At 65.5% G+C, this 13,239-nt stretch carries 13 protein-coding genes and 1 tRNA gene; 7 read left to right on the top strand and 7 right to left on the bottom strand.

Annotation, left to right across the window (positions count from 1 at the left end; translation table 11 throughout):
• Positions 1-17: 17 nt before the first annotated feature.
• The 4 genes from AC1DES_RS08985 to bcp form a co-directional block, all read right to left on the bottom strand.
• A complete protein-coding gene (locus AC1DES_RS08985; protein WP_476895466.1) occupies positions 18-1,637 on the bottom strand; it encodes an ABC transporter substrate-binding protein in 1,620 nt (539 codons plus the stop codon).
• A gap of 275 nt (positions 1,638-1,912) precedes the next feature.
• Positions 1,913-2,590 carry a fasciclin domain-containing protein gene (locus AC1DES_RS08980; protein WP_476895355.1) on the bottom strand — a complete coding sequence of 226 codons (678 nt, stop codon included), beginning with the start codon at positions 2,588-2,590 and terminating at the stop codon, positions 1,913-1,915.
• A gap of 233 nt (positions 2,591-2,823) precedes the next feature.
• Positions 2,824-2,905, bottom strand: a tRNA-Leu gene (locus AC1DES_RS08975).
• A 139-nt stretch (positions 2,906-3,044) separates the two neighbouring features.
• Positions 3,045-3,518 (bottom strand): thioredoxin-dependent thiol peroxidase, encoded by a 474-nt coding sequence (gene bcp, locus AC1DES_RS08970; protein WP_476895354.1) that lies wholly within the window; start codon positions 3,516-3,518, stop codon positions 3,045-3,047.
• Between the two features lie 95 nt (positions 3,519-3,613).
• Between bcp and AC1DES_RS08965 the strand changes: the two genes are divergently transcribed.
• From AC1DES_RS08965 to AC1DES_RS08950, 4 genes are all read left to right on the top strand, one after another.
• The gene (locus tag AC1DES_RS08965; protein ID WP_476895465.1) at positions 3,614-4,096 is read left to right on the top strand and encodes a MarR family winged helix-turn-helix transcriptional regulator; all 483 of its coding nucleotides are present in this window, start codon (positions 3,614-3,616) and stop codon (positions 4,094-4,096) included.
• 72 nt (positions 4,097-4,168) lie between these two features.
• Positions 4,169-4,909 (top strand): dienelactone hydrolase family protein, encoded by a 741-nt coding sequence (locus AC1DES_RS08960; protein WP_476895353.1) that lies wholly within the window; start codon positions 4,169-4,171, stop codon positions 4,907-4,909.
• A 98-nt stretch (positions 4,910-5,007) separates the two neighbouring features.
• Positions 5,008-5,445 carry a universal stress protein gene (locus AC1DES_RS08955; RefSeq protein WP_476895352.1) on the top strand — a complete coding sequence of 146 codons (438 nt, stop codon included), beginning with the start codon at positions 5,008-5,010 and terminating at the stop codon, positions 5,443-5,445.
• Between the two features lie 124 nt (positions 5,446-5,569).
• Positions 5,570-6,175 (top strand): cysteine hydrolase family protein, encoded by a 606-nt coding sequence (locus tag AC1DES_RS08950; protein ID WP_476895351.1) that lies wholly within the window; start codon positions 5,570-5,572, stop codon positions 6,173-6,175.
• Between the two features lie 49 nt (positions 6,176-6,224).
• On the opposite strand, the gene AC1DES_RS08945 is transcribed toward AC1DES_RS08950, so the two are convergent.
• Both AC1DES_RS08945 and AC1DES_RS08940 read right to left on the bottom strand, forming a co-directional pair.
• Positions 6,225-6,839 carry a DUF2510 domain-containing protein gene (locus tag AC1DES_RS08945; protein WP_476895350.1) on the bottom strand — a complete coding sequence of 205 codons (615 nt, stop codon included), beginning with the start codon at positions 6,837-6,839 and terminating at the stop codon, positions 6,225-6,227.
• Positions 6,840-6,905: 66 nt separating this feature from the next.
• Positions 6,906-7,460: a hypothetical protein gene (locus tag AC1DES_RS08940; RefSeq protein ID WP_476895349.1), complete on the bottom strand. Its 555-nt coding sequence runs from the start codon at positions 7,458-7,460 to the stop codon at positions 6,906-6,908.
• Positions 7,461-7,575: 115 nt separating this feature from the next.
• Between AC1DES_RS08940 and AC1DES_RS08935 the strand changes: the two genes are divergently transcribed.
• Positions 7,576-8,673, top strand: coding sequence for an AI-2E family transporter (locus AC1DES_RS08935; RefSeq protein ID WP_476895348.1), 1,098 nt, complete (start codon positions 7,576-7,578; stop codon positions 8,671-8,673).
• Here the strand turns inward: AC1DES_RS08935 and AC1DES_RS08930 are convergent.
• Entirely contained in the window at positions 8,670-9,698 is a 1,029-nt protein-coding gene (locus AC1DES_RS08930; RefSeq protein ID WP_476895347.1) for a DUF6454 family protein, read from the bottom strand. The genes AC1DES_RS08935 and AC1DES_RS08930 overlap by 4 nt on opposite strands.
• A gap of 242 nt (positions 9,699-9,940) precedes the next feature.
• Here AC1DES_RS08930 and AC1DES_RS08925 point away from each other — a divergent pair, with 242 nt between their 5' ends.
• Positions 9,941-11,926, top strand: a complete 1,986-nt coding sequence (locus AC1DES_RS08925) for an APC family permease (protein ID WP_476895346.1) — start codon at positions 9,941-9,943, stop codon at positions 11,924-11,926.
• Between the two features lie 130 nt (positions 11,927-12,056).
• Positions 12,057-13,232, top strand: coding sequence for a zinc-dependent alcohol dehydrogenase (locus AC1DES_RS08920; RefSeq protein WP_476895345.1), 1,176 nt, complete (start codon positions 12,057-12,059; stop codon positions 13,230-13,232).
• Positions 13,233-13,239 lie beyond the last annotated feature (7 nt).

The raw sequence follows: 13,239 nt of genomic DNA, 5'->3' as shown, positions 1-13,239 counted from the left end.
GAAATTGGGTCCGCCCGTCAAGGCTTGAGCTCGACCTTAGTGAAAACTTCGTTCAGGACCGGGGAGGCCGGGTACTTGAGCACCCGGTCGGACAGGGCCAGGGCCGAGATCGGGAAGGCGATCGGGACGGCCGGGACCGTGGCCGCGATCTGGGCATTGATGGTCTGGTACTGCTCGGTGCGGTCTTTGCCGTCCGGCAGTCCGCGGGCCCGGGCGATCTTGGAGAAGACCTGCGGGTCCTGGTAGCCGAATTCACCCGTGTTCTCGCCGAACAGCGGTCCCACGAAGTTGTCCGGATCCGCGTACGAGCCATTCCAGCCGAGCAGGTGGAGGGCGTGGTCCCCGGGGGAGGTGACCTTCTGCAGGTAACCGTCGGACCAGTCAACAGGCACCGGTTTGATGTTGAGTCCGACGGCGGTCAGCTGCCGGCTGATCTCCGCGTACACCTTTTCCGGCGTCGGAAGGTAGGGCCGCGTGACGTTGAGCGGGTAGTAGAACTTCAGCTCCTCGCCCTTGTATCCGGCTGCGGCGAGGAGTTCCTTGGCCTTGTCCGGGTTGTACCCAAGGGAAGCCGCGTTGTTGTTGAAGCCGCTGAGTTTGGGCGGGACGAACTGGGTCGCCTGGGCCGTGTTGTCGATGAAGAACCGGCGGATCAGCGTGTCTTTGTCGAGTGCCATTTCGATGGCCTGGCGCACCTTGAGGTTCTGCAGGATGGGGATGTCCTGGTTCATGCCCAGGTACATGACGGAGAAGGGATCCCGCTGGATGATCTGCTTGCCACGCTTGACGAGTTGGTCGAAGTTGCCCACCGTGACGGCGTCATAGGCGTCGATCTTGCCGTCGAGCAGCGCCTGCATCCGGGTCTGCGGGTTGTCGTAGGCCACAAAGTGGATGGTTCCGATCTGCCCCTTGTCGCCCCAGTAGTCCTTGTTGCTGGCCAGCGTGACGGTGCCCTGGTCCCAGGAGCTGAAAGTATACGGCCCGGTACCGACGGGATGCAGGGCGTAGGCGGACACGGGCTGGCCGGCGGGACTCTGGTTCAGGACGTCCGCGTTTTGCGCGGCCAGGGCCTGGGGGGAAGACATGGCGAAGGCCGGAAGTGTCAGGGCCTGGAGGAACCCGGTGAACGGCTGGGTCAGGTCGATCCGCACGTTGTCCGGGGCCAGGGCGGTGCAGCCCTTGTAGATCGAGAGCGATGCCTGGTCTGCGTAGGCTTTGAAGACGCCCTTGAATGTGGCGCCGGTGGCCTGCTTCCGGAGGGCTTCCGGGAAGTTGAACCAGCGGTTGAAGTTGCTGCACACGGCTGCTGCGTCGAAGGGCGTCCCGTCCTGGAACGTGACTTTCCCGCGGAGCTTGAAGGTGTAGGCCCTGCCTTCGTCGCTCTGGTTCCATTCCGTGGCCAGCAGCGGCGTGGGCTGCCCGGTCGTCTGGTCGACGCCGACCAGTCCTTCCAGGATCTGCCGGGTGACGCGGTAAGAATCAGTGTCCGAGACGAGGGCCGGATCCAGGCCCAGGGGCTGTGCGGCAGTGCCGAAGGTGAAGACGGCGCTGGGCGCTGCGTCGGGGGAAGACGCTGATGCGGTTCCGGAGCTGGGCCCCGGCCCGGGCGCTCCTGTGCAGGAGGCCAGAGGCAGCATGAGGATTGCGGCACCGAGGCTTACCGCAATGCGGCGCAACGTCCTGCTGGGCACTGTACTGCTGGGCACTGAAGGAATCTCCTCTGGGGAACTGGACTGCCGCCGGCAGCGGAACAGCCCCAGTCTAGTTGACCCCGGAACCGGTTCCCCGTTGTGGTTCTCCGTTGTGACGGTGCGGTACAAGCGAAGGCCCGCACCGGACGGTGCGGGCCTTCGTTTCTCCTAGGAGGTCCAGGGAGTCAGGCTGGAGCCGGGGCAGGAGTGCTTAGTGCTGCTTATTTGGGCATCAGGACGGAGTCGACCATGTAAACAGTGGCGTTTGCGGTCTTCACACCGCCGCAGATGACGTTGGCGCCGTCAACCTTGAGGGCGTCCTTGCTGCCGGTGACCGTCACGGAACCGCCCTCGACCGTCTTGTGGGTGCCGACGATCTTGTCCGGGCTGATCTTGCCGGGCACTACGTGGTAGGTCAGGATCTTGCTGAGCAGGGCATCGTCCGTCTTCAGCGTCTCGATCGTGGCCGGGTCGATCTTCTTGAAGGCGTCATCGACCGGGGCGAAGACTGTGAATTCGCTGCCGTTCAGCGTGTCCACGAGGTTGACCTTGGGGTTGAGCTTTCCGGACACGGCAGCCGTGAGGGTCGTCAGGATCGGGTTGTTGGACGCCGCCTTGGCAACCGGGTCAAGGGCCATGCCGGACACCGAGCCGGCGCCACTGGGGACCTGTGCGGCGTAGGCTGCACAGCCGGAACCGACGAGGTCAGCTGCCGGATCCATGGCTGCCGCTGAGGAGCTCATGGACGGCGACGGCGCCATGCTCGAGGCGGAGGGCGTGGAAGCCGGCGCCGAGGAGCCGGAAGCCGTTGTGCTGGATCCGCCACAGGCAGTGAGGCTAAGCATGGCAGCGGCTGCGATTCCTGCAACGGCGAACGTGGTGCGCTTGATGGTCTGCATTTCGGTTTCTCCTTCGTTATGTCGATCATTGGCTGCGGCGAACTTTGCCGCTCTGGCCCTTTTCCGACTGTCGGGCACCGACCCTTGGTTGGTGTCTCAATGGGTATTCGCCGGTTCGAAGGAAACGGATGGGTGAAGGATTGAAATTCTTTTTGAACCTTTGAGAATCCCCAAGTTCTCGCCGAAAATGCGAGAACCCCGGTCCGAAGACCGGGGTTCTCTTTCTCATTATGTGCGCAAGGGGGGACTTGAACCCCCACGCCCGAAGGCACAGGAACCTAAATCCTGCGTGTCTGCCAATTCCACCACTCGCGCGCGGTGCCGTCGTCCGTGCATCCTCGCACTGCGTGCCTGAAGATGCCCGACGGCCGACGCCAGGCTCCATTGTACCTATTACCAGTGTTTCTGCGTCTGTGCGCCCCGACGCGGCCCGCGCCGTCAGGTCCCGGCGGGACTAGCCATCAAGCTTGAGGTCCCGGCGGAGTTTGGCCACATGGCCGGTGGCCCGCACGTTGTACTGCGCCACCGCGACGGTTCCTTGGGGATCGATCACCACCGTGGAACGGATGAGCCCTTCATAGGTGCGGCCATAGTTCTTCTTCTCCCCCCAGGCGCCGTAGGCCTCGGCCACGGCGTGGTTCTCGTCGGAGAGCAGCGGGAAGTTCAGTCCTTCAGCGGACGCAAAGCTGGCGAGCTTGTCGACCGGATCCGGGGAGATTCCCAGTACGTCATAGCCCGCCAGCTGCAGCGACTGAAGGGAGTCCCTGAAGTCGCACGCCTCTTTCGTGCATCCGGGCGTGGAGGCCGCCGGATAGAAGTAGACCACGGTGTTGCGGCCGCGGAAGTCCGTCAGGCTGACGTCGTGTCCCTCGGAATTCTTGAGGGTGAAGTCCGGGGCCAGGGCACCGGAAATGAGTCGTTCAGACACGGGTTTCTCCTTGAAAGGTGGGGTTTAACCCAGCCTAGTGAGCCGTGCGGCGCCCGACGAATCCAGCGCTCGCTATACTCGGTGGTATGCCTGATATGGATCGCTGGCCCACGGGCCGCCTATTGTCCACGGCAGCACGCCTTGTAGAGCACTCCTGGAACGAAAAATTGGGGGCCATTGGCCTGACCCACGCAGGGGTGATCGCCATGGAAGTGCTTTCAGCCAATGGGCCGATGACGCAGGCCCAACTGGCGCAGCTGGTTCGGGTCCAAGCGCAGACCATGGGGAAGACGCTAAGCCGCCTCGAGGCGCACGGCCACATCTCCCGGCAGCGCAGCGCCTCGGACCGCCGCAGCCATGTCGTGTCCCTGACTGAACGTGGCCGTGAGGCCGTGGCGCAAGCCGCGGACATGGAACGCTCCGTGCTTGCAGCCACCTCGATTGACCCGGACCTGCTCCGCCAGGAGCTTCAGTCCGTGGTGAAGGTGCTGGCCACCAAAACATCTGCGCCTGAGGTCAAGGCCATTGTCAGTGCCGTTGAACCCGGGCTTGCCGTCGAGACGACACACCTGAACTGAGCTTCGAGCGGCCGCGCGCCGTCCGGTCCGCTGCGGTCCGCTCCGTCCAGCACACTGTGCAAAGCTGTGGGCATGGGACACATGCTGACTATTTCACATAACGGGACCACCCTGGACGCTTACGTGGGCGAGCCTGCGGGCCGGCCGAAGGGCGGCCTGATAGTCATTCACGAAGTGTGGGGCCTCGTGGGCCACACCAAGGACGTCGCCGACCGTTTCGCCGCCGAGGGCTATCTCGTCCTCGCCCCGGACCTGCTTGCCGGGACTGCGATGACGCCGGAGCTGGCGGCCGAGCTGCAGGTGAAACTGTTCGATCCCGAGCAGCGGAGCATAGCGCAGCCGAAGCTGCGCGAAGCGATGGCCCCGCTGCACGCGCCCGGATTCGCCGACCGCACACTGGCATCGCTGCAGGCCTGCTTTGAACACCTCTACGCCATGCCGGCGCTCGCAGGCCGGGTCGCGGTGAGTGGCTTCTGCTTCGGCGGCACCTACAGCTTCTCGCTGGCAGCGCGCGAACCGCTGCGGGCGGCGGTGCCGTTCTACGGCCACGCGGACCTCCCGGTTGAGCGACTCGGGAGCATCACCTGCCCGGTCCTGGCCTTCTACGGCGAAAAGGACGCGGCCCTGGTGGACAAGCTGCCGGTACTGACCGAAATGATGGACCGGGCCGGCGTCGACTTCACGCCGGTCGTGTACCCCGGAACGGGCCATGCGTTCTTCAACGACACCAACACGTGGACCTACGACGCCGATTCCGCCCGGGATGCCTGGACGCGGACTCTTTCATTCCTGGCGACGAACCTCGCAGCGTAGGGCCTTCCCTTGGCCCCGCGGAGGCTCCCATGATTCGACAAGTGCGAGGATGATGAAGCCATGCGTGGGCAGGATCGATCCCGTCGGAAGGCAAGGGCATGAGCAGCAGCAGCGCGTTCAGGATTGTTGTGGGAGTGGATGGTTCGGTGCAATCCCAGGCAGCCCTCGATTGGGGCGTGCAGGAAGCCCGGCTCAGGGGCGGCGAGGTCCTTGCGCTGGCTTCATGGCACTATCCCTACGTCACGGACGCTGCCGGCCAGGCCTGGGATTACGGGGCTTTTGAGCGGGATGTGCAGGCGATCCTGGACGAAGAGTTGGCGCGCGCGGCCCAGCCTGGGGTACCGGTCAGCGGGCAGCTTGTGCAGGGAAGTGCGGCCTCCGCACTGGTGGCGGCGTCCCGGGATGCTGATCTGGTGATCGTCGGCTCGCGCGGACATGGCGGCTTCGCCGGGCTGCTGCTGGGCTCGGTGTCTTCCCAGCTGGCGCACCATGCCCATTGCCCGGTGCTGATCATCCGGACCGCGCCCGAAACCTAGGGCCCCGGGCCGCCGGGGAGACCCCTTTGGCCGGGGCCTTGTGGGCGTGCTGACACCCGGGCTAGTCTGGCCGCGGCTGCCGCGCACCGTTGCGCCGCCGTCTGCTACCGACCAGGAGGCCTTTGTGCAGATTGACCCGAGCACCACCGCTGTCGTACTCATCGAATACCAGAACGATTTCGCAACCGTGGGCGGTGGCCTGCACGACGCTGTGAGGCCCGTGATGGAGAAGACCGGCATGCTCGCCAACACGTCCCGGGTGGTTGAGGCCGCACGGGCCGCCGGCGCCACGATCATGCACGCGCCCATCACTTTCGCGGAAGGCTACAACGAGCTCGGCGCGCACCCCTATGGGATCCTCAAGGGCGTCGTGGACGGGAAGGTGTTTGTCAAAGGATCCTGGGGCGCCCAGATCATTGACGGGCTGACGCCGGCCGACGGCGACATCCTCATTGAGGGCAAGCGCGGCCTGGACACATTTGCGAGCACAAACCTGGATTTCATCCTGCGCAGCAAAGGCATCACGACCATCGCACTCGGCGGCTTCCTGACCAACTGCTGCGTCGAATCCACCATGCGCAGCGGGTACGAAAACGGCTACAAGGTCATCACGCTGAGTGACTGCGTCGCGGCGACGTCAGCGGAGGAGCACGAGAACGCCATCACCTACGACTACCCGATGTTCTCCACGCCAATGACAGGCGGGGAATTCGTCGGTTACCTGTCCTAACTGCCGCGGCTGAGTCCGTCCGGCGGCACGAGCCAGGCGCCGGACGGACTCAGATGGTGGCGACGTGGTTCGCCAGCGTGGCCACCATCGCGGACATCTTGAGTCCCACCAGGACAATGGCCACCGCGGTCACGGCGATGGTGGCCCATATCGGCGCGAGCCCGCGCCGCGGCGCCGCCTCGTGCACTATGACGGAGCGGCCGATCACGTAGAGTTCGCGGCTCAGGAATACCCACGCCCAGTGGAAGGGCCGCACAACACCGTCGCGGCGAAGTTTCGCCCAGTCCAGGTACGCCAGGACGGCGGACACACCGTACACCAGGATGCCGCTGGCGAGCAGAAGGAAGTAGGGGACGGTAAGGATCGACGCCGGGTCGAGCGTCTGGACCTGCCGCGCACCGACGCTGCGCAGCCGCAGGACCGGATTCCAGATCATCAGGAAGATGAGCGGGATGACCGGCAGCGCCACAATCAGCCAGATGAAGGGGTTGTAGACCTGGGTCTTGGCACTGATGTGCGGACGTTGAAGCGGCGGGCCCGGGCGGGCCGGCCCGCTGAACTGGCCGGTCCACGCCGCACCGTTCCACCATTGAAGCCGGCCTGAGCCGGCCGGATCCGGATACCAGCCTGGACCAGGCGTGGATGCATTCTGGGGGACGGTCATGGGTGCTCTTCCTTTAGCTCGTTCTGACACCGAGAGTACATCCGCGTGGCGCCGCCCGCGAGGGGTCTAGCCCCGTCCGGGCCGTTTGAGGCCGAACGCTGCCGACACCGTCATCAACAGCCCTCCCAAAGTCAGCAGGTACGCGCCGGCGCGGCTGCCATATCCGCTCTCCGCAGGTGCTTGGGAGACAACTGCGTCCTCATAGCCGGCAGCAGCAGCAGCCGACGTCGTCGGGGCGGCGGCCGTGCCCGACGCGGCGGGTTCCGCTGCCGGCGGCATGGCGGTGCCGCCGCCGTTGTCCGGCGATCCGGGGCCGGGCCCGGGCGCCGCAGCGGTTTGCGTTGTCCGAGGAGGGAGCGGCCCGCGGGTGCCGGCGGGAATGGGGTGCACCACACTGCCCGGCGCGGTCGAGGGGCCGGGCGGCAATGCCGTGGGTGCCGGGGATGGTGTTGGTGAATGGGCGGGCCGCGGCGGAACTGCCGGGCATAAGTTCACGGGGCTGATGCCCACGAGCCCGGGCCCGCACGTATCCGCGAAGGCGGGCAACGCCAGGGCAATCGGCGCGACTAAGAATGCCAGGGATGCTGTTCCCAGATAGTAAGCCCTCTTAGCGGTTTTCATCCCGATCATCCTACGTGCCGTCCGGGACATAGGATCGTAATGCCGCTGACACGGCGGCGTCGACAGCGTTTCAAGCTATTTGCCCAGTCCGGTCCTCCCGAAAGAGAACACTACGATGCCTGATACCGACCCCGTGAGCTTTCCCGGGCGGAAACCCCGAACGGGTATGCCGGCCATCTGGTCCGACGGCCTCGGACGCGCCAGCATCCGCTCCGTCCAGGCCCTCACCGTGGCAGCCCTGGCTTGGGCGGTCCTCTGGGCCGTCACCCGGGTCCCGCTCGTCATCATTCCCGTGGTGATCGCCGTGATTTTGGCCGCCGCGATATCACCCCTGGTCCGCTGGCTCACGGGCCACAGATGGCCGCGGGCACTGGCGGTCGTTGCCTCATTCCTGGCGATCCTGGCCGTATTCGGCGGCGTCATCACCGGGGTTGTGTTCCTGGTCCGTTCCCAGTGGAAGGAGCTGTCCGTCCGCGCCGTGGCCGGCGTGGACCAATTCCACGGGTTCCTGAACAACGGGCCCTTCCAGGTCAGCGATGAACAAATCACCGCCACACGCGACTCGGTCCAGAAGTTCTTCACGAGCAGCACCTTCGGGACCGAAGCCCTGACCGGGGTACGGACTGCCGGTGAAATCCTTGCCGGCATGGTCCTCATGGCTGTCATCTTGTTCTTCTTCCTCAAGGACGGCGAGAAAATCCGCGGCTTCCTGATCGGTTTCCTTCCCGCCACGCACCGCGCCAGGGCTGCGCTCGCGGCCGAGCGCAGCACACTTGTCCTGGGCGGGTACGTCCGCGGGACAGCCATTGTCGCGGCCACCGACGGACTCATCGTCGGCGTGGCCCTGGCCATCATGGGTGTGCCGCTGGCCTTGCCGCTGGGCGTGTTCGTCTTCCTTGGAGGCTTCATCCCGATCGTGGGTGCCACGGCCGCCGGGACCCTCGCGGTCCTGGTAGCCCTGATCTCCAACGGGCCCGTGCCTGCCTTGATCGTGCTCGCGGTGGTCATCGGGGCCAACCAGCTGGAACACCACTTCCTGCAGCCTGTCCTCATGGGCAGGGTGCTGAGCATCCACGGACTCGCCATCCTGCTGGCGCTGGCCGCGGGGACCATGCTTGCCGGCGTCGTCGGAGCATTGCTGGCCGTGCCGCTGACGGCGGTCGGCTGGACCGTCATCAAGACGTGGTCCGGACGTGGGGACGCCGCGGCCTAATGCGCCGGGGACACCGTGGCTTCATACGTGAGGATCTCGGTTCCGTTTCCTTCGTCGCCGTTGTCCGGTGCCACGTTCATTGTCAGGCGGTTGCCGTCGGCAGTCATTTTGAACGGGTTGCGGGTTGCGACATGCCCTGCCGTGGACCACTGCTGAAACGGAACGTCGCGGAGCACGGTGTGGGATTTGAGGTCGATCAACGCGATGCCGCCGAGTTCGTAGGTGGCACCGGTGCCTCCGGCGGCCGGGGTCTGCGGGAGGTTGGTGATCCCGGCGCAAAGCATCTTGGAGCTGGGCACGTACTGGCAGTCCTGGTAGTCGATGACGTAGTTCGGGTTATCCCAGGCGGAGAGCTGTCTGCCCTGCAGGTCCCATTCGGCGAACCGGCGCGAGCCCCAGGTGTTGCCGACCAGGTGGCCGGTCTGTTTGTCCATCACAATGCCGCCGAAGTGGTCTTTGACCTCGAACTGCTTGTGAACGTCGAGGGTGTTCGCGTCGACGCGGTAGATGATGGCGCTGCTGTCGGGCCGGTACTGGGCCACCGGAACCCAGACGTTGGTGCCGTCGAAATCGATGCCGCCCGGGTGGTACATGTCGCCTTCGCCCAGGATGATGTCTTTTTGCAGGTTGCCGGATTTGTCCATGACGAAGAGGTGGCCTATGCCTTTACCGGGCGTGCGGTCGAACCCGTTCTGCGGGCTCGGGAACTTCGTGGTCGGCTCGATAATCTGGACGGCCGAGAGGAAAATGTGGTCCTGGCTGTAGGCAATCCCCTCGGTGTGGTAGCTGGGGAAGTTCAGCTTCAGCTTCGACGTCAGCTGCCAGTTCGTCGTGCGGTCGACGGCGGCGAAGTCCCTGGAGAGGGCGGTGTCTCCGGCCGGATGGTTTCCGTCCGGGGCGGAGTCCCCGGACCGGTGGGCGCCATTGTCAGCGGCCTGGGCCGCGGCCGTGGCGCCCAGCGCGGACGCTGCGAGAAGAGTGGCGGCGGCCGCGGCAAGGATGCGGCGTGTACGAGTGGTGATCATCAGGGAGCCTCCCATTAGTTGGATCTCGACGGAGCCACCGAGGCTAACTGCCGCGGGTGAACCTCCGGGGGCGGCCGGCTGAACGGCGGGTTCCGGCGGGGCGGCGGCGGACCGCGGCGCCGCACCAGCGACGCCGGACCGCCGTCGGCCGGAGCGCCGGCGCGGGCAGCCTGAAAGCGCCTCCCGGATTAAGCGGGGACAATGGTTCCCGGCATAAAGGACCGATCCACAGAATGAAGGACATGCAGACACCCACAGACACCGCCGTGCCGGCGCACGTCGACCTCAAGCGCAGCGAGCCTCCCGCGCGGAACGCCTTCACCGGCTGGCTGCTGGCCAACCGGGTCGCGCCCGCAGGGCGGGCAGCGGCCCAGCAGGAGCACACCACGCCAAACGCCTGGTGGAAGGTCATGTGCCTGACCGGCGTCGACTACTTCTCTTCCCTCGCGTACCTGCCGGGGATCGCCGGGCTGGCAGCCGGTGCCCTGTCCCCGTTTGCGACCCTTCTGATCGTGGCCCTGACGCTGCTCGGCATGCTGCCGATGTACCGCCGGGTCGCCCACGAAAGTCCGCACGGGCAGGGCTCGGTCGCGATCCTGGAGAAGCTGCTGCCATTCTGGCGCGGGAAGTTCTTCGTTTTGGTGCTGCTCGGGTTCGTGGCGACCTCGTGGATCATCACCATCACGCTCTCGGGTGCTGACGCGACCGTGCAGATTATGGAAAACCCGTTGCTGCCCGCCGGGCTGCACGGTCAGGCCGTCCCGATCACCGTTGTGATGCTGCTGATCCTGGGCGGGGTCTTCCTGCTCGGCTTCAACGAGGCCGTCGGCGTGGCCATCCCGCTGGTGGCCGTGTACCTTCTGCTGAACGCCGCGATCGTCGGCGTCGGACTCTTCGACGTCTTCACGGACCCGGGCGTCCTCAACGGCTGGGTTGGCCGGCTCGGTGCCAACACGGGCAGCGGACCCCTGGGTCTGATCATGCCGGTGGTCATCGCGTTCCCGCTGCTGGTCCTGGGCTTGTCCGGGTTCGAGACCGGGGTGTCGATGATGCCGCTGATTAAATCCCACGGCGGCGACGAGGAAGCGCACCTGGGCTCACGGGTGCACAACACCCGCAAGTTGCTGACCACGGCCGCCCTCATCATGTCCGGCTACCTGCTGACCACGAGCTTCATCACCGCGGTCCTGATTCCCGCCAGGGAATTCCAGGACGGCGGCGCCGCAAGCGGCCGTGCCCTTGCGTACCTGGCCCACGAAAAGCTCGGCAGCGGCTTCGGGACCGTCTATGACATCAGCAGCGTCCTTATCCTCTGGTTCGCCGGCGCGTCAGCGATGGCCGGGCTGATCAATATCGTCCCGCGCTACCTGCCCGACTACGGGATGGCCCCGGAATGGGGCCGCGCCGTGCGCCCGGTCGTGATTGTCTTCACAGCGATCAGCGTCGGCATCACCATCGCCTTCCACGCCGATGTCAACGCCCAAGCGGGGGCGTACGCCACCGGTATCCTCGCGATGATGGTCTCCGGTGCCGTCGCGGTCACCGTCTCGGCCATCCACCGCGGACACAAGGGCGGGGGTGCCGGGTTCGGGCTCCTGTCCCTGGTCCTGCTCTACGCGCTGGTCATGAACGTCATCGAAAAGCCCGAGGGCATCGCGATCTCCGCCGTGTTCATCGCCGGCATTGTCATTGTGTCCCTGATCTCGCGGATTTCCCGGACCACGGAGCTGCGGGTGGACAGGGTGGAGTTCGACGCCGCAGCGCGCCAGTTTGTCGCCGATTCCATCGCGTTCGACGGCGAGCTGAACCTGATTGCCAACCAGCGCCAGGCCGGCGACGGGCACGAATACGACGACAAGGAACGCGAACAGCGGGCCCTCAACCCGGTCCCGGGCAAGGCCGACGTCCTGTTTATGGAGGTGGGGGTCGTGGACCCGTCCGCCTTCACCCACGTTCTGCGGGTCCAAGGCGTAGATATCGACGGTCACCGCGTCCTGAGGGTCGAGTCCCCGGCCGTCCCGAACGCGATCGCCGCTGTCCTGCTGGCCCTGCGTGAGAGCACCGGGCTGCGCCCGCAGTGCTACTTCGAATGGTCCGAGGGCCACCCTGTCGGGCACCTCATGCGTTACCTCGTCCTGGGCAAGGGGGACACCGCCCCGCTCGTGCGCGAAATCCTGCGCGTCGAAGAGGAGGACCCTGCCCGCCGGCCGGGCATCCACGTGGGCTAGTCCTGCGCCGCTGGGCTGTTGCGGTGCCCGGCGCCTGCCAGGAGGACCTCCTTCACAACGAAGCGCGGAGGAGGAATAATCAGGTTGGTCAGTATACTTATCAATTTCAGCTGCAACTGAAGGAGCGGACATGAGGGCACTTACCTGGCAGGGAAAGCGGTCGGTCAGCGTGGAGATAGTTCCGGATCCGGTGATCCAGGAGGCGACGGACGCGATCGTGAAGATCACGTCGTCGGCGATCTGCGGTTCCGACCTCCATCTGTACGAGGTCCTCGGGCCGTACATGAACGCCGGCGACATCCTGGGCCACGAACCCATGGGTGTCGTTCAGGAGGTCGGTTCGGGAGTTTCGAACCTCAAGCCGGGCGACAGAGTGGTTATCCCGTTCAACATTTCCTGTGGCCATTGCTGGATGTGTAAACAGGGCTTGCAGTCACAGTGTGAGACCACCCAGGTGCACTCCCACAGTAGCGGGGCGAGCCTGTTCGGGTTCTCCGAGCTTTACGGGTCGGTCCCCGGCGGGCAGGCAGAGTACCTGCGCGTGCCCCACGCCGACTACGGACCCATAAAGGTGGGGCATGAACTGCCCGATGAACGGTACCTCTACCTTTCCGATATTCTTCCCACAGCCTGGCAGGGAGTGAAATACGCGGACGTCCCTGCGGGCGGGACACTGGCCGTCTTTGGGCTTGGGCCGGTGGGGCAGTTCGCCAGCCGGGTCGGCCGCCACCTGGGCCGGAGGGTCATCGCCGTCGAACCGGTTCCGGAACGCCGCCGCATGGCGGAGCGGCACGGAGTGGAAACGATCGACTTCACGAAAGACGTCGGTGACCAGCTTCGCGATATGACCGACGGAAGGGGCCCGGACGCGGTGGTCGACGCTGTCGGTATGGAAGCGCATCATTCGCCCGTCGGCGCTTTTGCACAGCATGCGGTGGGGCTCCTGCCCGACGCACTGGCCAAGAAGGCCATGGAGACTGCCGGCGTCGACCGGATGACGGTCCTCCATGCCGCCATAGATTCCGTGCGTCGGGGCGGGACCGTCTCGCTGAGCGGAGTGTACGGGGGCACAGCGAGTCCCATGCCGCTGCTCACAATGTTCGACAAGCAGATCCAACTCCGAATGGGCCAGTGCAACGTCCGCCGGTGGACAGACGAGCTGCTCCCGCTCGTGGAAGATCCCACGGACCCGCTCGGCGTGATGGATCTCAAAACACACGAGGTCTCCCTCGACGGCGCCGCTGCCGCCTACGAACTTTTCCAGAAAAAGGAAGATGGCTGTATCAAGGTGGTCCTGAAGCCATAGCAGCGCT

The organism is Arthrobacter sp. 05T442 (assembly GCF_056395945.1).
This window is presented reverse-complemented; position numbering and strand designations above follow the sequence as displayed.